Source organism: Oerskovia turbata (assembly GCF_000718325.1).
GTDB lineage: Bacteria > Actinomycetota > Actinomycetes > Actinomycetales > Cellulomonadaceae > Oerskovia > Oerskovia turbata.
On the sequence record NZ_JOFV01000015.1, the window covers coordinates 20,243 to 42,546 of the forward strand.

The window sequence follows — 22,304 nt, forward strand, 5'->3', positions numbered from 1 at the left end:
TCGGCGCGGGAGCTCAGGCGGTCCGCCGCGCCCGGAAGATCGCCGTGCCCGGCAGGTATGCTCCCCGCACCGGCCCCCAGCCACCCCAGACCTCCTGGTTGTCGACGGGCCACTCGGGCTCGACCACGTCCTCGATCACGAGTCCGGCGCCCACGACCTCACGCACGTGGTCTCCGAACGTGCGGTGGTACTCGGCGTAGGTCACGCGACCGCCCGTGTCGGTCTCGACGTAGGGGCGCCGGTCGAAGTAGGAGCGGTTCGCCGTCAGCCCGTGCTCGCTCGGGTCGTCGGGGAACGCCCAGCGCGACGGGTGGGTCACCGAGAACACCCAGACCCCGCCGGGGCGCAGGACGCGGGCGGCCTCCCGGTGGATCGCGGCGGCGTCGGGCACGAAGGGGATGGCGCCGAACGACGTGAACGCGACGTCGAAGCTCGCGTCCGCGAACGGGAGCCTGCGCGCGTCGGCCTGGACGAGCGGCACGGCGACGCCCGTCGCGGCGTTGAGCCGTGCTCCTGTGGCGAGCATTCCGCCCGACACGTCCGTCGCGACCACCTCGACGCCGCGTGACGCGAGCCAGCGCGAGCACTGAGCCGCGCCCGCGCCGACCTCGAGCACCCGGCGGCCGTCGAGGTCGCCCAGCAGGTGCGCCTCGGACTCGCGCAACCCCTCGGGGCACCAGCAGAAGTCGACCGCCCCGAGGAAGTCGCCGTGCTCGTCGAGGTACTCCTCCGCGTTCGCGTCCCACCACGTGCGGCCCGCGGCTCCGCCCTGCTCGGCAGGCACGTCGCGGTACCCGACCGACCCGATCGTCTCATCCGTCATGCATCCATCGTCTCGCGAGGAGGGTCGTTCCGCGGCATCGCCCCAGGTGGTCGATAGGGTGGGGGCTGGTCGGTCGAGCGATGGCGCTGGTCCGCCTTCCGACGATCACTCATCACGAGACGAGGTTCGAGTTGCGCATCGGTCTGCTCACAGGTGGCGGGGACTGCCCCGGTTTGAACGCGGCCATCAGGGCCGTCGTCAAGCAGGGGATGGGCGAGTACGGACACACCATCATCGGGTTCCGCAACGGCTGGAAGGGTGTCGTCGACGGCGACATCATCCCGCTCGGGCGTCAGGACATCCGCAACGTGCTCCCCGTGGGGGGGACGCTCCTGGGGACGGCTCGCTTCCACCCCCACGCCTCCGACGGCGGGATCGACGCGGTCCTCGCGACGGTCGAGGCCGAGCGTCTCGACGCCATGATCTGCATCGGCGGCGACGGCACGCTGCACGCCGCGAGCAAGGTCGCGGACGCGGGCGTCAACATCGTCGCGATCCCCAAGACGATCGACAACGACGTGGAGGGCACCGACCTGTCGATCGGCTTCCACACGGCAGTCAACATCGCGACCGAGGCGATCGACCGCGTCCACACGACCGCGGAGAGCCACAACCGCGTCATGGTCGTCGAGGTCATGGGGCGCCACGCGGGCTGGATCGCCGTGAACGCCGGCATCGCCGGTGGTGCCGAGGTCGTGCTCGCTCCCGAGGACCCGTTCGACATGGACGCCATCGAGAAGTTCCTGCGCCACCGTCACCGCGCGCACGCCAACTTCTCGATCGTGGTCGTCGCGGAGGGGGCCGTGCCGCGTGAGGGAAGCAGCATGAACTTCACGCAGGAGCTCGGCAAGTACGGCGAGATCATCGCGGGGTCGATCGGGGAGCGCGTCTCGGCCGAGATCGCCCGGCGGACCGGGTTCGACACGCGTCTGACCGTGCTCGGTCACGTCCAGCGCGGTGGGGAGCCGACCCCGACGGACCGTATCCTCGGCAGCCGGTTCGGCGTGGCCGCGGTCGACGCGATCTCGCGGGGCGAGTCGAAGGTCATGACGGCGCTGCGCGGGGAGAGCGTCGTGCTCGTCCCGCTCGACGAGATCGCCGGCAAGGTCAAGCACGTTCCCGCCGAGTTGCTGCGGGTCGCGCACGCCCTGTCCTGACCTTGGCCCCTGCCTCGACGGCGAACTTGCGAAGGCCGCCCGTGGACCCCGCGGGCGGCCTTCGCGCGCCCGTGCTCCAGGCAGCGCACGGGACCCGGGGCGGTGGTCGGACGGGCGTCGCCGCGGCGAGCGGGTGAGAGCGCGTGCACCGGTCCGGCTCCCTTTGACCGCGTCGCCTTTCCGTCGATAAGATGTCTGACGGTGCAGTGCGCCTACCGCCCTACCTCCTGCCTGAGACGTGACGCGTCCGTCGTCTTCGTCGTGGCGGGGCCGTTCCGTGCTCGGAGCGGAGGTCACCGGTGGTGACCACCACAGCAGCATCCCTATCCGAACTACTTCCTGTCCGCATCGGAGCATCGAACTCAATGACCATCTCCACCCCCGCGAAGTCCGCACCTCAGGTTGCCATCAACGACATCGGCACCGAAGAGGACTTCCTTGCCGCCATCGACGCCACCATCAAGTACTTCAATGACGGTGACATCGTCGAAGGCACGATCGTCAAGGTCGACCGTGACGAGGTTCTCCTCGACATCGGCTACAAGACCGAGGGCGTCATCCCCTCCCGCGAGCTGTCCATCAAGCACGACGTGGACCCCGGGGACGTCGTCAAGGTCGGTGACGCAGTCGAGGCCCTCGTCCTCCAGAAGGAGGACAAGGAAGGTCGCCTGATCCTCTCCAAGAAGCGCGCTCAGTACGAGCGTGCCTGGGGCACGATCGAGAAGATCAAGGAAGAGGACGGCGTCGTCACCGGCACCGTCATCGAGGTCGTCAAGGGCGGCCTCATCCTCGACATCGGTCTGCGCGGCTTCCTGCCCGCGTCGCTGGTGGAGATGCGCCGCGTCCGCGACCTCCAGCCGTACGTCGGCAAGGAGATCGAGGCGAAGATCATCGAGCTCGACAAGAACCGCAACAACGTCGTCCTGTCGCGTCGTGCGTGGCTCGAGCAGACGCAGTCCGAGGTTCGCTCGACCTTCCTGCAGACCCTGCAGAAGGGCCAGGTGCGCCCCGGTGTCGTCTCCTCGATCGTCAACTTCGGTGCGTTCGTGGACCTCGGCGGCGTCGACGGTCTGGTGCACGTCTCCGAGCTGTCCTGGAAGCACATCGACCACCCCTCCGAGGTCGTCGAGGTGGGCCAGGAGGTCACGGTCGAGGTCCTGGACGTCGACTTCGACCGCGAGCGCGTCTCCCTGTCGCTGAAGGCGACGCAGGAGGACCCGTGGCAGACCTTCGCTCGTACGCACGCCATCGGTCAGGTCGTGCCGGGCAAGGTCACGAAGCTCGTCCCGTTCGGTGCGTTCGTGCGCGTCGAGGACGGCATCGAGGGCCTCGTGCACATCTCCGAGCTGGCTGTCCGTCACGTCGAGCTGCCCGAGCAGGTCGTCAACGTCGGTGACGAGGTCTTCGTCAAGGTCATCGACATCGACCTCGAGCGTCGCCGCATCTCGCTGTCGCTCAAGCAGGCCAACGAGGGCGTGGACCCGGAGTCGGACGACTTCGACCCCGCGCTGTACGGCATGGCTGCCGAGTACGACGAGCAGGGGAACTACAAGTACCCCGAGGGCTTCGACCCCGAGACCAACGAGTGGCTCGAGGGCTTCGAGGCGCAGCGCGAGACGTGGGAGTCGCAGTACGCGAAGGCTCACGAGCGCTGGGAGGCTCACCGCAAGCAGGTCGCCGAGGCTCTCAAGGCCGACGACGAGGCTGCGACCTCGGGCGAGTCCGCCAGCTCCGCTGCCACCTACTCCTCGACCCCGGTCCAGGACGAGGCTGCCGGCACGCTGGCTTCCGACGAGGCGCTCGCCGCTCTGCGCGAGAAGCTCACCGGTAACTGATCTCCTCCTGGCCTCACAGCCAGGGTGATGTCATGACGAGGCCCGCCACCTTCGGGTGGCGGGCCTTCGTCGTCCCCGGAGACGACTCCTTCCCGTCGCGGACGAGGGGCCGGCGTGCCGTAGCTCCCCCTAGGCTGTGACGATGCCGTGGACCACCGAGAGCACCCGCACCGCCTACGAGAACTCCTGGATCAGGGTGCGGGAGGATCGTGTGACCCGTCCCGACGGGGCGCCGGGCATCTACGGGGTCGTCGAGCTCCGTTGGCCTGCGGTCTTCGTCGTGGCCCTCACGGACGCTGACGAGGTGGTGCTCGTGACGCAGCACCGCTACACCACCGACACCCTCTCGATCGAGGTCCCGGCCGGGGCGAGCGACGGTGAGGACCCTCTGGTCGCCGCCCAGCGAGAGCTGCTCGAGGAGACGGGGCTCCGCGCCCGGGAGTGGGTGCGGGTCGGCGGGATGGATGCTCTCATCGGGGTCGCGAAGGCCCCTGAGCACGTGTTCGTGGCTCGAGGGCTGTCGGGGGCGTTGGACCGGTTGGTGACCGGCGGGCGCGGCGCACCGGGGCGCGCGGTGCAGGGGCCGTCGTCCAGTCAGGCGGAGGAGGGGATCTCGCGTGTCGAGGCCGTCCCGTTCGCCGACGTGCTGACGATGATCTCGGCAGGGACCATCCGTGACGGGGAGACGATCGCGGCCCTCGCTCTCGCGGGGCTCTGGCTGGGCCGGTTCGCCTGACCCTGGCGGCCGTCAGACCGTGACGGTCTCCTCGTCGTTCTGGCTCCTGAGCGTGTCGTCGGACGTCGGCCTCGCCGAGTCGTCCGTCGCGAACTGCGTCCGGTAGAGCTCGGCGTAGAGCCCTCCGCCGAGCAGGAGGTCGGTGTGGGTGCCGGTTGCCACGACCCGCCCCTGGTCGAGCACGACGATCATGTCGGCCTGGCGGATGGTGGACAGCCGGTGGGCGATGACGAGCGACGTCCGACCGTCGAGGGCGGCGTCGAGCGCGAGCTGGACGGCGGCCTCCGACTCGGAGTCGAGGTGAGCGGTCGCTTCGTCGAGGACGACGAGCGCAGGCGCCTTGAGGAACAGTCGCGCGATCGCGAGCCGTTGACGTTCGCCACCCGAGAGCCGGTAGCCACGATCGCCCACCACGGTCTCGAGCCCGGCAGGCAGGGAGTCGACGAGGTCGGCAACGTGCGCCTGGCGCAGCGCCGTCCACAGCTCGGCGTCCGTGGCGTCCGGCCGTGCGTAGCGCAGGTTGCCGGCGATGGTGTCGTGGAACAGGTGCGCCTCCTGGGAGACGACTCCCACGGTGTCCTGCAGCGACCGCTGCGTCACCTCGCGCAGGTCGCGGCCCGCGATGCGCACGGACCCGCCCGTCGGGTCGTACATGCGCGTGACGAGCTGCGAGATCGTGGTCTTGCCTGCGCCGGAGGGGCCGACGACCGCGACCATCGCGCCGGCCGGGACGTCGAACGAGACGTCCGTGAGGGTGTCGTTCGTCGGGTCCGAGCTCACGGTCGCGACGGCCTCGAGCGAGGCGAGCGAGACGTCGGCGGCGCCGGGATAGCGGAAGGTGACGTGCTCGAGGGCGAGGGACGCGCCGTGGTGGGCGACGTCGTCGGACAGGTCGCGCGCGTCCGGCGCGTCGGTGACGGACGGCTCGAGGTCGAGGACCTCGAGGACGCGTTCGAAGCTCACGAGCGCGGTCATGACGTCCACCTGGACGTTGGACAGGGCGGTGAGGGGGCCGTACAGGCGTGCGAGGTACGCGGTCAGGGCCACGACCACGCCGACCGTGAGCGTGCCCCGGATGGCCATGACGCCGCCGAGCCCGTAGACGATCGCTACGGCGACCGAGGCGACCGTCGTGAGCGCGACGCGGAAGACGGTCGCGTACATGGCCGAGGTCACGCCGATGTCGCGCACGCGCCCGGCCTGCTCGGCGTAGGTCGCGGACTCCTGCTCGGGACGGCCGAAGATCTTGACGAGGTGCGCGCCGGCGACGTTGAAGCGCTCGTTCATCATCTGCGCGGCGTCGGCGTTGAGCGCGTAGCTCTCGCGCGTGATGCCGGCGAGCTTGCGGCCGACCCACCGGGCGGGCAGCACGAACACGGGGAGCAGCGCGAGCGCGATGAGGGTCAGCTCCCAGGACATCGAGAGCATCGCGGCGAGCACGAACACGACCGTGAGCAGGTTCGAGAAGACGTTGGACAGCGTCGAGGTGAAGGCCTGCTGGGCGCCCAGGACGTCGCCGTTGAGGCGCTGGACGAGCGCTCCCGTGCGCGTCCGGCTGAAGAAGGCGAGCGGCATGCGCTGCACGTGGTCGAAGACCGCGGTGCGCAGGTCGAAGATGAGTCCCTCGCCCACCCGGGCGGAGAACCAGCGCTCGCCGATGCTGAGCAGACCGGACACGAGGGCGATCCCGGCGACGACGAGCGAGATCTCGACGACGACGTCGACGCGGCCGGCCGTGATGCCGTTGTCGATGAGCGACTTGAACAGGAGCGGGGTCACGGCGCCGGCTGCGGCGTTGAGGGCGATGAGCACGAGGAACACCGCGAGCTGCGCCTTGTAGGGGCGCGCGAAGGCGAGGATGCGCCGGACCGTGCCGCGGTGGAGCCGCTGCTTGGCCACGGACGAGTCCTGGCGGAAGGTGCGCATGCCGGAGCCGCCACCGAAGGACGAGGGGAAGGACATGGAGCCTCCTGGGGTTCGGAGGGGGAGGTCGGCGGAGGAGGGGCCTCGACGCCGTTAGTGAGCCTACCTCACCATGAGTTGGTTCACAAGAGGGCGTCGGGCGGCTAGTCTCGTGCCTGTGACGACAGACTTCGACGCCGAGAACGCCGAGTTCCTCACCCTGCTGCACGCCGCGATGCGCGCCGTCCGGCGGGAGGCGGGGGAGCGGCTCGAGCGCGCGCGGACCACGCCCGGGCAGTACCGCATGCTGCGGGTGCTCGACCGGTGCGACGGCCCGCAGCGGCCCGGCGCGCTGGCCGGCATCCTCGACGTCGCCCCCCGGTCCGTGACGTCCAAGGTCGACGACGCCGAGGCCGCCGGGCTCGTGCGCAGGCTGCCGGACCCGACCGACCGGCGTGCGACCCTCGTCGAGCTGACCGACGAGGGTCGCGAGACCCTCGCGGCGGTCGCCGCCGAGCGCGAGACCAGCGCGGGCACCCTGCTCTCGCGCCTCGACCCCGACGACCGGCACGAGCTCCTGCGCCTGCTGCGCGTCGTGGCAGGGGAGGGCGGAACCTCCTCAGGGCGTGCGCACGGGGCATGACTGGCAGGATGGACCCATGTTTCGCGTAGGCCTGACCGGCGGGATCGCAGCAGGAAAGTCCGTGGCCCTCGATCGGTTCGCCGAGCTCGGGGCCTGCGTCATCGACGCCGACGTGCTCGCCCGAGAGGCCGTCTCGCCCGGCACCGTGGGCCTCGAGGAGGTCGTCGAGGCCTTCGGTGACGGCGTCCTCGCGCCCGACGGGTCGCTCGACCGTGCACGTCTGGGGACCATCGTGTTCGGCGACGACGAGGCGCGGCGCCGGCTCAACGGGATCGTCCACCCGGAGGTCCGTCGCCTGTCGGCCGAGCGCGAGGCCCTCGTCGCCGCGCGTGACCCGCGTGCCGTCGTCGTGCACGACATCCCGCTGCTCGTCGAGACGGGACAGGCCGAGTCGTTCCACCTCGTCGCCGTGGTCGTCGCCCCCGAGGACGTACGGCTGCAGCGCCTCGTGACCTCGCGAGGCATGAGCGAGGACGAGGCCCGGGCACGGATCGCGGCGCAGGCGACCGACGTCGAGCGGGTCTCGGTCGCCGACGTCACGCTCGACGGCAGCGGCACGCCCGAGGCGTTGCGCGCCGAGGTCGACGCCCTGTGGGAGCGCGTCGTGCGCGAGACCGCGGAAGAGCTCGCGTGACCGTCCTGCTCTCGGGCTTCGAGCCGTTCGACGGCGCCGTGACCAACGCCTCCTGGCAGGCCGTGAGCGCGTTGCGCGACGTGTGGGACGGGGCCGAGCCGCTCGTCGCGGTCGAGCTGCCGTGCACGTTCGCCGGGGCGTGGCCCGCCCTGGAGGCCGCGATCGAGGAGCATCGGCCCCGGGTCGTCGTGGCCGTGGGCCTCGCGGGCGGGACGAACGCCGTCCGCCTCGAACGGGTAGCGATCAACGTGATCGACGCGCGCATCCCCGACAACGCCGGATCGGCGCCTGTCGACGTCCCCGTCGTCGAGGTTGGCCCGGCCGCCTACTTCACGACCCTGCCCCTCAAGCCGTCGCTGGTCGCGGTGCGCGAGGCCGGGGTGCCCGTCACGGTGTCGAGCACCGCCGGGACGTACGTGTGCAACGCGACGTTCTACGACCTCGCACGCTGGGCCGACGGCCGTGCCGACGTGCGCGCGGGGTTCGTGCACGTGCCGGCGGTGAGCGGGCCGCAGGGCGGGGCGCCCGACGGCGGGTCCCTGCCGCTCGCTGCCCTCGTCCGGGCGCTGCGGGTCGTCGTGGAGACGGCGCTCGCCGACCTCGACGGTCGTCTCGCCTCGGACGCTGCGCGCACCGTGTCGGCGGGCGTCGAGCACTGACGCGACGACGGCCGAGGCCCCCAGGGACGTTCCCCCGGGAGCCTCGGCCGCTCGTCAGCGGGACGTCAGCTCGTGGCGCGCTTGCGTCGTGCCAGCAGGACGAGCCAGGTACCGCCCGCGAGCAGGGCCCCGGCGACCACGACGATCAGCGCGGTCTGGGCGCCGGTGGCTGCGAGGCCGCCCTCCTCCTGGCCGGGGGGCGTCTCGTCGGCCTTCGCGGGGTCGGTGGCGCTCGGGGCCGGCTCGGGGTCGGCGGTGGGCGTGTCGTCGTCCGCAGGGACCGTGGGGGTCGTGGGGGGCGTCGGCGTCGTGGTGGTGGGCGGGACGACCGGGGTGGTCGGGGTCTCGGGGGTCTCCTCACCGGGCTCAGGAGTCTCGGGGGTCTCGGTGATCGGCGGGATCACGGTCGTCGGCGGCACGTCGCAGCCGAGCGTCGACGAACCGATCCACGGGAAGTTGTGGTGCTCGAGGCCGGCGCTCGCGCCCGGGCCACCGAACGTCAGGTCGCCACCGACGTACAGACGACCGTTGGTGTGGGTCTTCTGGGCGACGTCCGCCCGCGGTGCGAGGATCGAACCGACCGTCTGGCTGCTGCTCGTCATGGTGAGCTTCGTGGCGTCGGGGAAGTTCCACAGGATGCGGGGGGCCCACTTGCCGAGGGCTGCCCCCGCGTCGATCCGGTCGCTTCCTGCGGCGATGTAGTTCAGCGAGAGGCTCGGCGTCTTGCCCGAGACGTTGACGACGATCGGTGCGGACGCCCCGACGTTCTCGAAGGTGACCTCGCCGCGGAGGCTCGCCAGCTGCTCCGCGGAGACGTCGAAGACCTGCACCGCGGACGTACCGTCACCGGTCAGTACCTTGCCGGCGAGGCTCCCGGTCGCACGCTTGCTCGCGAGGTCGGCCGAGACCTTGCCGAGCTCGGTCCCGAGCGCCTTGGCCTGCGGTGCGGGGACGGGCGAGTGCGGGGTCTTCTTCCCGCCGTTCAGCTCGAACGTCCCGTCGATGGTGCTCCCCGCGACGACGTTCCCCCCCTCCTCGAGGCGGTGCGCGACCTCGACCCGTCCGGACTTGACCGTGACGGCTCCGGCGGCCAGGACCATGTCGCTGCCGCTCGGCGGGGTGAACTGGGAACCCGCCCCGACGACCCCGAGGTTCATCAGGTCGCCCGTGTCGATGGTCACCGAGCCCTGGGAGACGAGGACGCCCTCGGACTCCTTGGCCCCGCCCAGCGCGGTGTAGTCGCCGCCGACGAAGACGGCCACGCCCTTGTCGGTGAACAGCGGCGTGTTCGTGAGGCCACCGGTGAAGTCGGGGCACTCGGACCCGAGAGCCGTCGCAGGCAGCGGGGTGACGGCGAGCGCGGGGGCCGCGCCGAGGCCCAGCAGACCGGTGGTCAGGGCGCCGGCGGCGAGCGCGCCGAGGAGGGTGCGCTGGGGTGTCCTGCGCGTGGAGCTGAGGAACATCGATGTCTCCGGGGTCGAGGCCGAAAGTAAGGTCTACGTACTAATCCGCGCCCCAGGATGGCCCGACGTCTGGTTTGTCAGGGGATATCAGGAGATGCGCGAGGATCATCGGCACAGTATTGGGCCCTGTCGCGACACGCCAAATCCCTCGCCGGGTGAAAGTGCGCGTTCAGGTCGCGCCGTCGTCGACCGTGGGCTAGCGACGGTCGACAGTCCTCTTGTCGGTGGTTCGCCGTACCGTGGAACCATGCGTCCCGTCACCGATCTTCAGCGCACCGTCGCCCCGTTCGAGGTCATCTCCGACTACACGCCGTCAGGGGACCAGCCCACCGCGATCGCCGAGCTCTCGCAGCGGCTGCGGGCAGGCGAGAAGGACGTGGTGCTGCTCGGGGCGACGGGCACCGGGAAGTCCGCGACGACGGCCTGGCTCATCGAGGAGCTGCAGCGTCCCACCCTGGTCATGGCACCCAACAAGACCCTCGCGGCCCAGCTGGCCACCGAGTTCCGGGAGCTGCTCCCCAACAACGCCGTCGAGTACTTCGTGTCCTACTACGACTACTACCAGCCCGAGGCGTACATCGCGCAGACGGACACCTACATCGAGAAGGACTCGTCGATCAACGACGAGGTCGAGCGCCTGCGGCACTCCGCGACGTCCTCGCTCCTGACGCGGCGCGACGTCGTCGTCGTGGCGTCCGTGTCGTGCATCTACGGCCTGGGTACGCCGCAGGAGTACGTGGACCGCATGGTCCGCCTCGACGTCGGCGACCAGGTCGAGCGCGACGCGATGCTGCGGCAGTTCGTCACCATGCAGTACACGCGCAACGACCTGGCCTTCACGCGCGGTACGTTCCGGGTGCGCGGGGACACCGTGGAGATCATCCCGGTCTACGAGGAGCTCGCGATCCGGATCGAGTTCTTCGGCGACGAGATCGAGGCGATCCACCTGCTCCACCCGCTCACGGGCGACGTGGTCCGGTCCCAGGCGAGCGTCAACCTGTTCCCCGCGACGCACTACGTCGCGGGTCCGGAACGCATGGAACGTGCCATCACCTCGATCGAGTCCGAGCTCGAGCAACGGCTGGCCGAGCTCGAGCGGCAGAACAAGCTCCTCGAGGCGCAGCGTCTGCGCATGCGGACCACGTACGACATCGAGATGATGCGCCAGATCGGCTCGTGCTCGGGCATCGAGAACTACTCGCGGCACATCGACGGCCGCGAGGCGGGCACGGCGCCGCACACGTTGCTGGACTACTTCCCCGAGGACTTCCTCCTCGTGATCGACGAGTCCCACGTCACCGTCCCGCAGATCGGGGCGATGTTCGAGGGAGACATGTCTCGCAAGCGCAACCTGGTCGACCACGGCTTCCGGCTGCCGAGCGCGATGGACAACCGGCCGCTGCGCTGGGAGGAGTTCGTCGAGCGGATCGGGCAGACGGTCTACCTCTCGGCGACCCCGGGCAAGTACGAGCTCTCGATGTCGGACGGCGTGGTCGAGCAGATCATCCGACCCACCGGGCTGGTCGACCCGGAGATCGTCGTCAAGCCGACGACGGGGCAGATCGACGACCTGCTCCACGAGATCCGGGAGCGGGTCGAGCGGAACGAGCGCGTGCTGGTCACGACCCTGACGAAGAAGATGTCCGAGGACCTCACGGACTACTTCCTGGAGCGTGACGTGCGCGTCCGGTACCTGCACTCGGAGGTCGACACCCTGCGGCGTGTCGAGCTGCTTCGCGAGCTGCGCATGGGCGAGTACGACGTCCTGGTGGGCATCAACCTGCTCCGTGAGGGGCTCGACCTCCCCGAGGTCTCGCTCGTCGCGATCCTCGACGCGGACAAGGAGGGCTTCCTGCGTTCGGGCACGTCCCTCATCCAGACGATCGGGCGTGCGGCGCGCAACGTGTCGGGCCAGGTCCACATGTACGCCGACAAGATCACGCCGGCCATGGCGCAGGCGATCGAGGAGACCACCCGGCGCCGCGAGAAGCAGGTCGCCTACAACCTGGAGCACGGTGTCGACCCCACCCCGCTGCGCAAGAAGATCGCCGACGTCACGGACATGCTCGCCCGTGAGGACATCGACACCCAGGAGCTCCTGGCGGGCGGCTACCGGCAACCTGGCAAGGGGAGAGCGCCGGTCCCTGGTGCCCCCCAGGGGGGTGCGACGACGGCCAACCGCTTGGCAGGGGTCGCCGCGGGCGAGCTCGCGGACCTCATCCAGGAGCTCAGCGACCAGATGCACGCGGCGGCGGCCGAGCTCCAGTTCGAGCTCGCTGCTCGCCTGCGCGACGAGATCTCCGGGCTCAAGAAGGAGCTGCGTCAGATGCAGTCGGCCACCGCCTGAGCACGTGCACGACCGGGCCGACGACGTCGGTCCGGTGGCCGCGACGGAACGAGGGATGCCATGGCACGCACGGTCCAGATCACGTTCGACGCTGCGGACCCGCGAGGCCTCGGGGCCTTCTGGTGCGTCGCGCTGGGGTACGTCGAGCAGCCACCGCCGGACGGGTTCGTCGACTGGGCGTCGGCCATGGCTGCGTGGGGCATGAGCCCGGACAGGTACAACGCGTTCTACGCGGTCGTGGACCCGGACGGCGTGGGGCCACGGATCTTCATCCAGCAGGTCCCCGAGCCGAAGACGGCCAAGAACCGCATGCACATCGACGTCGGCGTGGAGGGAGAAGGGGCCGAACGGGTCCGCAACGTCCGCGAGCACGCCGAGCGTCTCGTCGCGCTGGGGGCCTCCCTGCTCCAGGAGATGGACGAGAACGGCGAGTTCTGGATCGTCCTGCAGGACCCGGAGGGCAACGAGTTCTGCGTGCAGTGAGGCCCGGGGGCGACGCAGGACCGCCGCCTCGGGGATGGATCCGGTCCGCCGGGCCGTTGTGGGAGGCGTGGGGGCTCGCCTCGTGCCATGCCCTATGCTTGCTCAGTTGAAGGGGAGTATTCCCGAAACGGTGATGTCGTCATCACGGTCGGCGCAGTCGTCGGCCCGGTGTCACCGGTCCTGCACGGTCACCTCTTGCGAGCGCCCTCGGCGCATCGGTGGCCGAGAGGGCGGAAGAGACCTTCGGTACTCGACACTACGTACCGGAGGTATGTGTGATGGATGTTCCTGTCTGGATGTGGGTCGCGACGGTCGGCATGATCGTCGCGATGCTGGCCTTCGACTTCGTGGGCCACGTCCGCACCCCGCACGCTCCGACGCTCAAGGAAGCCTCGTGGTGGTCGGCCGGCTACGTCGGCATCGCGATCCTCTTCGGGGTCGGGGTCTGGGCCTACTTCGGCGCGGTCTACGGCGGTGAGTACTTCGCCGGGTACATCACCGAGAAGAGCCTGTCGGTCGACAACCTGTTCGTGTTCGTCCTCATCATGACGAGCTTCCGGGTGCCGCGGCTGTATCAGCAGAAGGTCCTGCTGATCGGCATCACGATCGCCCTGGTCCTGCGCACGGTCTTCATCTTCCTGGGTGCCGCGCTGATCGAGAACTTCAGCTGGGTCTTCTACATCTTCGGTGCGTTCCTCATCTACACCGCGTACGCGCAGATCAAGAGCGCGCGAGAGCACGAGGACGAGGAGTACAAGGAGAACGGCGTCCTGCGCCTGACGCGTCGCCTCTTCCCGACGACGGACGCGTACGTCGAGGACAAGATGTTCACGAGGATCGGCGGCAAGCGCTACATCACGCCGATGCTCATCGTGATGATCGCCATCGGCAGCGCCGACCTGCTGTTCGCGGTCGACTCGATCCCCGCCATCTTCGGTCTCACGCAGGAGACGTTCCTCGTCTTCGCGGCCAACGCGTTCTCGCTCCTGGGGCTGCGCCAGCTCTACTTCCTGATCGACGGACTGCTCGACCGGCTCGTGTACCTCGCCTGGGGACTGGCCGCGATCCTCGGCTTCATCGGGATCAAGCTCCTCATCCACGCGCTGCACAAGAACGAGGTCCCGTTCATCAACGGTGGCGAGCACATCACCGTCATCCCTGAGATCTCGACGGCCGTCTCGCTCAGCTTCATCGTGGTCACGCTCGCCGTCACGACGATCGCGAGCCTCGCCAAGGACAAGAGCGACCGTCGTCGTCTGGAGAAGGAAACCTACTGATGCAGCACGAGCTGCCGTTCTGGTTCGAGGCGGCGTCCCTGACGACCCTCGTCGTCCTCCTGCTCGTCGACCTGGTGATCGTGGGCCGTCGCCCGCACGTGCCGTCGATGAAGGAGAGCGGCCTGTGGGTGGCGTTCTACGTCGCCCTGGCACTGGTGTTCGGCGGCCTCGTCGCCCTCGTGGGCGGCAGCGCTCCCGCGGTCGAGTTCTACGCGGGCTGGCTCACCGAGTACAGCCTGTCGGTCGACAACCTCTTCGTGTTCGTCATCATCATGACGAGGTTCGCCGTGCCGCGGGAGCACCAGCAGAAGGTGCTCATGGTGGGGATCATCGTGGCCCTCGTGCTGCGGGGGGCGTTCATCCTCGCGGGCGCAGCGATCATCGCCCAGTTCGTGTGGGTCTTCTACCTCTTCGGGGCGTTCCTGATCTACACCGCTGTCAAGCTGGTCGCAGGCGGGGACGAGCCGGAGGAGTACCAGGAGAACCGGCTCATCCGGTCGTTGCGTCGCGTGCTGCCGCTGTCGCCGACCTACGACGGCGGCAGGCTGCGCACCGTGGTCGACGGCAAGCGGCTGTTCACGCCCATGCTGATCGTGTTCCTCGCGATCGGCAGCACGGACCTGCTGTTCGCGTTCGACTCGATCCCGGCGATCTTCGGGCTCACGCACGACCCGTTCATCGTGTTCACGACGAACGTGTTCGCCCTCATGGGGCTGCGCCAGCTCTACTTCCTGCTGGGCGGACTGCTCGAGCGGCTCGTGTACCTGCCGATCGGGCTCGCCGTGATCCTGGGGTTCATCGGGATCAAGCTGATCCTCGAGGCGCTGCACGAGAACACGCTGCCGTTCGTCAACGGGGGGCAGCACATCGAGGCCGTCCCGACGGTCCCGGTCTGGCTCTCGCTCGTGGTGATCCTGGGTGCGCTCGGGGTCACGACCGCGGCCAGCCTGCTGCGTACGCGGGGGCGGCAGAAGGACGATTCCGTGCCCGACGACGTCGACGCAGCCTCGTAGGTCCCTCGCGGCGGGCGCTGCTCGCCCCGTGACGCATGACGGCCCGTCTCCCTCCGGGGAGACGGGCCGTCGTGCGTTCGCGGACGTCGGTGACGGACGCCGGTCGGGGATCCCGCGAGCGGTCAGGCGCGGTCGGCCCAGGGCCCGATCACGGGCGCCCACGGTCGGACCGTCCGGCGCGTGATGACGTTCTCCCGGGCGAACGGGTCGGCGTCGAACGTCGACGCGACCGCCGCCTCGTCGGGGGCGTCGACGAGCAGCAGCGCGCCGGCAGGGTTCGCCGCGTCCTGGGCGAGGGGCCCGGAGGCAAGCAGCGTGCCCGCGTCGAGCAGGCCGCGCAGGAACGCGCGGTGCTCCGGACGGAACTCGTCCAGGACGGCGGGCTTGTCGGCGTAGGTGTAGGTCACGGCGAAGATCGGCATGGCGCACATTCAAGCACCATCCGGCGCGGGCTCCGCCGCAGGTCCGCCCGCGGACCGTGCAGGACGCGGACGTCGCCGCCGCGACGCCACGGAGCGACGAGTGCTACCAGCCCCGCTCGCGCCACTCGTCGAGGTGAGGGCGTTCGGCCCCGAGCGTGGTGTCCGCGCCATGGCCCGCGTACACCCACGTGGCGTCGTCGAACCTGTCGAAGAGCCTGGTCGTGACGTCCGCGTAGAGCTGGGCGAAGCGCTCCGGGTCGTTCGACGTGCTCCCCACCCCACCGGGGAACAGCGAGTCCCCCGTGAACAGGTGGGCGCGGCCGGGCACCGCGCCCGGGGCGCTCGCGTGCTCGGGCTCGCGGTAGACGAGCGTGACCGACCCGGGGGTGTGGCCGCGCAGGGCGATCACCTCGATCGTGAGATGACCGAGGACGATCGTGTCGCCGTCGTGCAGGGGGCGTGAGATGCCGACGCCGGTCGCCTCGGTGATGGCGTCGACGTCGGGGGCCCCGGCAGCGAGCTGCGCGCCGGTCGTGGCCTCGATCGAGGCGAGCGCCCCGATGTGGTCGAGGTGCCGGTGCGTCGTGACGACGAGGTCGAGGCGGGCGGTCGGGGAGCCGTCCCGGACGAGCTCGAGGAGGCGGTCGGGCTCGGCCGCCGCGTCGACGAGGAGCTGGGCGCCGCTCCTGCGGCACGTCAGGAGATAGGCGTTGTTCCCCGACGGCCCGACGGCGAGCTTGCGGACCTCGACCTCGTCCAGGACCCGCAGGTCGCTCGGGCCTGCGACCGTGACGTCTCCGGTGTATCCCACGCCGATCTCCTCGCTGTGCTGGTCGGCGTCCGCGGGCGGCCGGTCGCCGGTGTGACGAGCCTCTCGTGCCGAGTCTCGCACGCCGGGGACGGTGCCTGGCACCGTCCAGAACGGTGTGATGCGGACGAGAAGGACACGCCCTGGGGTCCAGCGACGTGGCGACCGACGGGATCCTGGTCGAACAGGTGTGCGAATGTCAGAGGTGAGGCATACGATGCTTCGGTGAGCAACCGCCTTGTCATCGCTGGTGCCCGTGAGCACAACCTCCGCAACGTCGACCTCGACCTGCCGAGGGACCAGCTCATCGTCTTCACGGGACTCTCCGGGTCCGGAAAGTCCTCCCTCGCGTTCGACACCATCTTCGCCGAGGGGCAGCGCCGCTACGTCGAGTCGCTGTCCGCGTACGCCCGCCAGTTCCTCGGGCAGATGGACAAGCCGGACGTCGACTTCATCGAAGGGCTGTCACCGGCGGTCTCGATCGACCAGAAGTCGACCAACCGCAACCCGCGCTCGACCGTGGGCACCATCACCGAGGTCTACGACTACCTGCGCCTGCTCTTCGCGCGTGCCGGGACGCAGCACTGCCCGGTCTGCGGGGAGAAGGTCCAGGCGCAGACTCCGCAGCAGATCGTCGACCGCCTCCTGGAGCTGCCCGAGGGGACCCGGTACCAGGTCCTTGCGCCCGTCGTGCGCGGGCGCAAGGGGGAGTACGGCGAGCTCTTCAAGGAGCTCCAGTCCAAGGGCTTCGCGCGTGCCCGCGTGGACGGGGAGGTCGTCCAGCTCACGGATCCGCCCGCTCTCGAGAAGAAGCTCAAGCACGACATCGAGGTCGTGATCGACCGCCTCGTCTCGCGCGACGGCGTCCAGCGCCGGCTCACGGACTCGGTCGAGACCGCGCTCGGGCTCGCGGGAGGACTCGTCCTCGTCGAGCTCGTCGACGCGGACGCGGACGACCCGCAGCGCGAGCGGCGGTTCTCGGAGAAGCGCGCGTGCCCCAACGACCACGAGCTCACGCTCGACGAGATCGAGCCCCGCACCTTCTCGTTCAACGCCCCCTACGGTGCGTGCCCCGAGTGCACCGGCATCGGCTTCCGTCTCGAGGTGGACCCGGACCTCGTGGTCCCGGACGACGAGAAGTCCCTCGCCGAGGGCGCGGTCGCGCCGTGGGCGCAGATCTCGTCGGAGTACTTCACCCGTGTCCTGACGGCCCTGGCCTCGGACCTGGGCTTCTCCATGGACGTGCCGTGGCGCGCGCTGCCCCAGCGCGCCCAGCAGGCCGTGCTGTACGGGCAGAACCACGAGGTGCACGTCCGGTACAAGAACCGTTGGGGGCGCGAGCGCCAGTACTCGACCGGCTTCGAGGGGGTCGTGACGTTCCTGGAGCGGCGCCACGGCGAGACCGAGTCCGAGTGGTCCAAGGAGAAGTACGAGGCGTACATGCGCGAGACGCCGTGCCCGGTGTGCCAGGGCACACGGCTCAAGCCCGAGGTCCTCGCCGTCAAGGTGGGCGACAAGTCGATCGCCGAGGTCTGCCGGCTCCCTCTGCGCGAGGCCGCGGCCTTCCTCGGGTCGCTCGAGCTGGGTGCACGCCAGAAGGCCATCGCGACCGAGGTCCTCAAGGAGATCGACGCGCGTCTCGGCTTCTTGCTCGACGTCGGCCTCGACTACCTGTCCCTCGAACGCCCCGCCGGGACCCTCTCGGGCGGCGAGGCGCAGCGTATCCGGCTCGCGACGCAGATCGGCTCTGGCCTCGTCGGCGTCCTGTACGTGCTCGACGAGCCGAGCATCGGTCTGCACCAGCGGGACAACCGCCGGCTCATTGACACTCTCACGCGCCTGCGGGACCTCGGGAACACCCTCATCGTCGTCGAGCACGACGAGGACACCATCCGGGCTGCCGACTGGATCGTGGACATCGGGCCCGGCGCCGGCGAGCACGGTGGGCGCGTGATCCACTCGGGCGACTACGCGGGCCTCCTGGAGGCTCCGGAGTCCGTCACGGGCGCCTACCTCGCCGGACGCCGCAGCATCCCGCTGCCCGCCGCGCGTCGCCCCGTCGACAAGGACCGTCGCGTCACGGTCATCGGTGCCCGCGAGCACAACCTCGAGGGCATCGACGTGAGCTTCCCGCTCGGCACCCTGACCGCGGTCACGGGGGTCTCGGGGTCGGGCAAGTCCACGCTGGTCAACTCGATCCTCTACACCGTCCTCGCCAACGAGCTCAACGGCGCACGCCAGGTCGCGGGGCGTCACCGTCGGATCACAGGACTCGAGAACCTCGACAAGGTGGTCCACGTCGACCAGGGGCCCATCGGGCGTACCCCGCGGTCCAACCCCGCCACCTACACGGGCGTCTGGGACCACGTCCGCAAGCTCTTCGCCGAGACGAGCGAGGCCAAGGTCCGCGGCTACACGCCCGGTCGGTTCTCCTTCAACGTCAAGGGCGGCCGCTGCGAGGCGTGCTCGGGCGACGGCACCATCAAGATCGAGATGAACTTCCTGCCGGACGTCTACGTCCCGTGCGAGGTGTGCCACGGCGCCCGGTACAACCGCGAGACGCTCGAGGTGCACTTCAAGGGCAAGACGGTCGCGGACGTGCTCGACATGCCCATCGAGGAGGCCTCGGAGTTCTTCGCCGCGGTCCCGACGATCTCGCGGCACCTCAAGACGCTGTCCGAGGTCGGCCTCGGGTACGTGCGCCTGGGGCAACCGGCGCCCACGCTCTCGGGTGGTGAGGCCCAGCGCGTCAAGCTCGCGAGCGAGCTGCAGAAGCGCTCGACGGGACGGACCATCTACGTCCTGGACGAGCCGACGACTGGGCTGCACTTCGAGGACATCCGCAAGCTCCTGGCAGTGCTCCAGTCGCTCGTCGACAAGGGCAACTCGGTGCTCGTGATCGAGCACAACCTTGACGTCATCAAGAACGCCGACTGGGTCATCGACATGGGGCCGGAAGGCGGGTCCGGCGGTGGTCGGGTCATCGCGGAGGGGACGCCCGAGCAGGTGGCTGCGGTCCCCGCGAGCCACACGGGGCGCTTCCTCGCCGAGGTCCTCACGGGCGACCCCATCCCGGTCGCGCCCCTACCCGAGAAGTCGCCCGCCGCCAAGGCCGGGACGGGCAAGGCGACGGCGGCGAAGGCCCCCCGCAAGACCGCTGCGCGCAAGTCGTCCACGACAGCGGCGGCCACGGAGGGCTCCTCGTCGGTCACGGCCGCGGCCGCCCTGAAGAAGGCTGCGCCCGCGAGTGACTGAGCCCGCCCGTCGAGCACCCGCAGGAACCATGCCCGACGGGGCCCGGGACCCGCTCCCGTCGGAGCCCGGGACCCGGGCGCCGGGGGCTCCTCAGGCCGCGTGCGTGCGCAGCGGTGCGGGTTCGAGGAGCACGGGGAAGTTCACCGAGCGCGCCAGGAAGCAGTGGTCGTGCGCGCGGCGGTGGATCTCGGCGACGGCGGCCTCGCTGACCCCAGGCCCGTCGTCGACCACGACGTGCGGGTGCAGCGTCACGTCCGTGAACTGTCCGGCCCCCGCGGACTCGACCCGCATCGTGCCGGTCACCTCGTCCGTGTAGTCGCGCACGACGACCCCCGCAGCCGACGCGAGGTGCAGGAACCACAGCATGTGGCACTGCGACAGGCTCGCGACGAACAGCTCCTCGGGGCTGTACCGGCCCGGGTCGCCGCGGAACGCGGGGTCGGCCGAGCCAGGGATCGTCGGCCGACCGGCGAGCGCGACGTCGTGGTCGCGGCTGTACGCGGTGTAGGTGGTGGTTCCGGTCTGGCCTGCGCCGGTCCAGCGGACCGTCGCGGCGTAGGAGTGAAGAGCGCCCATGCGGTCACCCTAGCGGCGGTCGGGCTCCCGCGTGTGACCGGCGTCACGCGAGGCGGGCCTCCGAGGTCCCTGACTGTGGGTGCGCTGTCCTAGGCTGGCGGACATGGCTGATCCGTCCTCGTACCGCCCCGCACCGGGGGAGATCCCCACGTCACCGGGCGTCTATCGCTTCCGCGACGAGCACGGCCGCGTCATCTACGTCGGCAAGGCGAAGAACCTGCGAGCACGCCTCGGCAGCTACTTCCAGGACCTGACGAACCTCCACTACCGCACCCAGACGATGGTCACGACCGCCGCCTCGGTGGAGTGGACGGTCGTGGGCACCGAGGTCGAGGCCCTCGCGCTCGAGTACTCGTGGATCAAGGAGTTCGACCCGCGGTTCAACGTCAAGTATCGCGACGACAAGTCCTACCCGTACCTCGCGGTGACCCTGGGGGAGCAGTTCCCGCGCGCCCAGGTCATGCGTGGTGCCAAGCGTCCCGGGACCCGCTACTTCGGCCCCTACGGGCACGCGTGGGCGATCCGCGAGACGCTCGACCTGCTGCTGCGGGTCTTCCCGGTCCGCACGTGCTCGGCGGGCGTCTTCAAGCGGGCCCAGCAGACGGGACGCCCGTGCCTGCTCGGCTACATCGACAAGTGCTCGGCGCCCTGCGTGGGACGCATCACGCCCGAGGACCACCACGCGCTCGCCGAGGACTTCTGCGACTTCATGGCGGGCGACACCGCGAAGTTCATCCGCCGGGTAGAGGCGAAGATGAAGGAAGCGGCAGCGGCCATGGAGTACGAGCAGGCCGCCCGCCTGCGCGACGACATCCTGGCTCTCGAACGAGCCATGGAGAAGAACGCCGTCGTGCTCGGCGACGCCACGGACGCGGACATCTTCGCGCTCGCGGGCGACGAGCTCGAGGCCGCGGTGCAGGTCTTCCACGTGCGCGGAGGTCGAATCCGCGGCCAGCGCGGCTGGATCGTCGAGAAGGTCGAGGACGTGACCGACGCCGAGCTCGTCGAGCACCTCCTGCAGCAGGTCTACGGCTCGGTCGACGAGGCCCTCGGCGACTCCTCGACCCCGTCGTCGAGCGTCGTCCCCCGAGAGGTGCTCGTCCCGGTCCTGCCGCCCGACACCGAGCAGGTCGTCGCGTGGCTCACTGGCCTGCGGGGCGCCAAGGTCGACGTCCGCGTGCCCCAGCGGGGCGACAAGCGCGAGCTCGCCGCGACCGTGCACAAGAACGCCGAGCACGCCCTCGCGCTGCACCGCACGCGGCGCGCGGGCGACCTGACCACACGCAGCCAGGCGCTGCGCGAGATCCAGGAGGCGCTGGGGTTGGACACCGCGCCCCTGCGCATCGAGTGCTACGACGTGTCCACCACGCAGGGCACGCACCAGGTCGCCTCCATGGTCGTCTTCGAGGACGGGCTCGCGCGCAAGAGCGAGTACCGCCACTTCGCTGTCCGCGGGCCTGAGGGGCTGGGAGCGCGCGACGACACCGCAGCCATGCACGAGGTCATCACGCGTCGCTTCAAGCGCTACCTCGCCGACCGCTCCCAGGCCACGGACGTCGAGATGGACCTGGGCGCCGACGACGACACCGCGAGCGACGCGGACGCCGTCGCCGCAGGCTACGTCCCGCGCTCGGGCGAGGTGGGCGCGGACGCCCCTGCGGGCCGCGCCGCCCGCTTCGCCTACCCGCCCAACCTCGTGGTGGTCGACGGTGGGCCGCCCCAGGTCGCCGCGGCCGCCCGGGCCCTCGCCGAGCTCGGCATCGACGACGTCGCGCTCTGCGGTCTCGCGAAGCGGCTGGAGGAGGTCTGGCTCCCGGGGGAGGACTACCCCGTGATCCTGCAGCGCAGCTCCGAGGGGCTGTACCTGCTGCAGCGGGTCCGGGACGAGGCCCACAGGTTCGCGATCTCCTACCACCGCAAGAAGCGCGGCAAGGCCATGACCGCCTCGGTGCTGGACGACGTCCCGGGCCTCGGGCCCGCGCGCAAGAAGGCGCTCCTCACCCACTTCGGGTCGCTCAAGCGGTTGCGTGCCGCGTCGGCGGAAGAGATCGCGACCGTCCCCGGGATGGGCGCCGCGACCGCGGCGGCCGTCGTGTCCGCGCTCGGGCCCGCGACGCCGTCGCCCGCCGATGCGACGTCCGGCGACGCCCCGACCGACAGCTCCGAGGCTGCCCCCGTGACCGGCACGTCGGGGGAGACGGCGCCGGCGTGACGGCTCAGGGCGCGTCCTCGTCCGCGGGGACCGCTCCGCGCAGGGTGCGCGACGTCGTC

The 22,304-nt window shown here is 70.3% G+C and carries 18 protein-coding genes; 12 read left to right on the top strand and 6 right to left on the bottom strand.

Going from position 1 to position 22,304, the window contains the following annotated elements; translation table 11 throughout:
* Positions 1 to 13: 13 nt before the first annotated feature.
* Positions 14 to 823, bottom strand: a complete 810-nt coding sequence (locus IE95_RS0115070; protein ID WP_030152442.1) for a class I SAM-dependent methyltransferase — start codon at positions 821 to 823, stop codon at positions 14 to 16.
* Positions 824 to 954: 131 nt separating this feature from the next.
* Between IE95_RS0115070 and IE95_RS0115075 the strand changes: the two genes are divergently transcribed.
* The 3 genes from IE95_RS0115075 (at position 955) to IE95_RS0115085 (ending at position 4,551) form a co-directional block, all read left to right on the top strand.
* Positions 955 to 1,980, top strand: a complete 1,026-nt coding sequence (locus IE95_RS0115075; RefSeq protein WP_030152443.1) for a 6-phosphofructokinase — start codon at positions 955 to 957, stop codon at positions 1,978 to 1,980.
* 365 nt (positions 1,981 to 2,345) lie between these two features.
* Entirely contained in the window at positions 2,346 to 3,815 is a 1,470-nt protein-coding gene (gene rpsA / locus IE95_RS0115080; RefSeq protein ID WP_030152444.1) for a 30S ribosomal protein S1, read from the top strand.
* A 142-nt stretch (positions 3,816 to 3,957) separates the two neighbouring features.
* Complete coding sequence (locus IE95_RS0115085) at positions 3,958 to 4,551, top strand: NUDIX domain-containing protein (protein WP_030152445.1); 594 nt, start codon at positions 3,958 to 3,960, stop codon at positions 4,549 to 4,551.
* Positions 4,552 to 4,563: 12 nt separating this feature from the next.
* Here the strand turns inward: IE95_RS0115085 and IE95_RS0115090 are convergent, their stop codons facing one another.
* Positions 4,564 to 6,513, bottom strand: a complete 1,950-nt coding sequence (locus tag IE95_RS0115090) for an ABC transporter ATP-binding protein (RefSeq protein ID WP_051703177.1) — start codon at positions 6,511 to 6,513, stop codon at positions 4,564 to 4,566.
* A 118-nt stretch (positions 6,514 to 6,631) separates the two neighbouring features.
* Here IE95_RS0115090 and IE95_RS0115095 point away from each other — a divergent pair, with 118 nt between their 5' ends.
* The 3 genes from IE95_RS0115095 to IE95_RS19115 are packed head-to-tail and all read left to right on the top strand — an operon-like array spanning position 6,632 to position 8,389.
* A complete protein-coding gene (locus IE95_RS0115095; RefSeq protein ID WP_051703178.1) occupies positions 6,632 to 7,096 on the top strand; it encodes a MarR family winged helix-turn-helix transcriptional regulator in 465 nt (154 codons plus the stop codon).
* 16 nt (positions 7,097 to 7,112) lie between these two features.
* Positions 7,113 to 7,730, top strand: a complete 618-nt coding sequence (coaE, locus tag IE95_RS0115100; RefSeq protein WP_030152448.1) for a dephospho-CoA kinase — start codon at positions 7,113 to 7,115, stop codon at positions 7,728 to 7,730.
* Entirely contained in the window at positions 7,727 to 8,389 is a 663-nt protein-coding gene (locus IE95_RS19115; RefSeq protein WP_036572230.1) for a pyroglutamyl-peptidase I, read from the top strand. Before coaE ends, IE95_RS19115 begins: the two co-directional genes overlap by 4 nt.
* A gap of 65 nt (positions 8,390 to 8,454) precedes the next feature.
* Here the strand turns inward: IE95_RS19115 and IE95_RS0115110 are convergent, their stop codons facing one another.
* Positions 8,455 to 9,852 carry a choice-of-anchor A family protein gene (locus IE95_RS0115110; protein ID WP_030152450.1) on the bottom strand — a complete coding sequence of 466 codons (1,398 nt, stop codon included), beginning with the start codon at positions 9,850 to 9,852 and terminating at the stop codon, positions 8,455 to 8,457.
* A gap of 247 nt (positions 9,853 to 10,099) precedes the next feature.
* Between IE95_RS0115110 and uvrB the strand changes: the two genes are divergently transcribed.
* The 4 genes from uvrB (at position 10,100) to IE95_RS0115130 (ending at position 14,972) form a co-directional block, all read left to right on the top strand.
* The gene (uvrB, locus tag IE95_RS0115115; protein WP_030152451.1) at positions 10,100 to 12,199 is read left to right on the top strand and encodes an excinuclease ABC subunit UvrB; all 2,100 of its coding nucleotides are present in this window, start codon (positions 10,100 to 10,102) and stop codon (positions 12,197 to 12,199) included.
* Between the two features lie 60 nt (positions 12,200 to 12,259).
* On the top strand, positions 12,260 to 12,682 hold the full coding sequence (locus IE95_RS0115120) for a VOC family protein (RefSeq protein ID WP_030152452.1): 423 nt from the start codon (positions 12,260 to 12,262) through the stop codon (positions 12,680 to 12,682).
* Positions 12,683 to 12,960: 278 nt separating this feature from the next.
* A complete protein-coding gene (locus IE95_RS0115125) occupies positions 12,961 to 13,959 on the top strand; it encodes a TerC family protein (RefSeq protein WP_030152453.1) in 999 nt (332 codons plus the stop codon).
* Positions 13,959 to 14,972 carry a TerC family protein gene (locus IE95_RS0115130; RefSeq protein WP_030152454.1) on the top strand — a complete coding sequence of 338 codons (1,014 nt, stop codon included), beginning with the start codon at positions 13,959 to 13,961 and terminating at the stop codon, positions 14,970 to 14,972. Before IE95_RS0115125 ends, IE95_RS0115130 begins: the two co-directional genes overlap by 1 nt.
* Positions 14,973 to 15,094: 122 nt before the next feature.
* Here the strand turns inward: IE95_RS0115130 and IE95_RS0115135 are convergent, their stop codons facing one another.
* Together IE95_RS0115135 and IE95_RS0115140 are read right to left on the bottom strand one after the other, a co-directional pair.
* Positions 15,095 to 15,394 (bottom strand): YciI family protein, encoded by a 300-nt coding sequence (locus IE95_RS0115135; RefSeq protein ID WP_030152455.1) that lies wholly within the window; start codon positions 15,392 to 15,394, stop codon positions 15,095 to 15,097.
* Between the two features lie 103 nt (positions 15,395 to 15,497).
* Entirely contained in the window at positions 15,498 to 16,205 is a 708-nt protein-coding gene (locus tag IE95_RS0115140; protein WP_030152456.1) for an MBL fold metallo-hydrolase, read from the bottom strand.
* Positions 16,206 to 16,427: 222 nt separating this feature from the next.
* Here IE95_RS0115140 and uvrA point away from each other — a divergent pair, with 222 nt between their 5' ends.
* The gene (uvrA, locus tag IE95_RS0115145) at positions 16,428 to 19,457 is read left to right on the top strand and encodes an excinuclease ABC subunit UvrA (protein WP_084690326.1); all 3,030 of its coding nucleotides are present in this window, start codon (positions 16,428 to 16,430) and stop codon (positions 19,455 to 19,457) included.
* Between the two features lie 90 nt (positions 19,458 to 19,547).
* On the opposite strand, the gene IE95_RS0115150 is transcribed toward uvrA, so the two are convergent.
* Entirely contained in the window at positions 19,548 to 20,033 is a 486-nt protein-coding gene (locus tag IE95_RS0115150; RefSeq protein ID WP_030152458.1) for an OsmC family protein, read from the bottom strand.
* Positions 20,034 to 20,136: 103 nt separating this feature from the next.
* On the opposite strand from IE95_RS0115150, the gene uvrC reads away from it, so the two are divergent.
* Positions 20,137 to 22,245, top strand: coding sequence for an excinuclease ABC subunit UvrC (gene uvrC / locus IE95_RS0115155; RefSeq protein WP_030152459.1), 2,109 nt, complete (start codon positions 20,137 to 20,139; stop codon positions 22,243 to 22,245).
* Positions 22,246 to 22,304 lie beyond the last annotated feature (59 nt).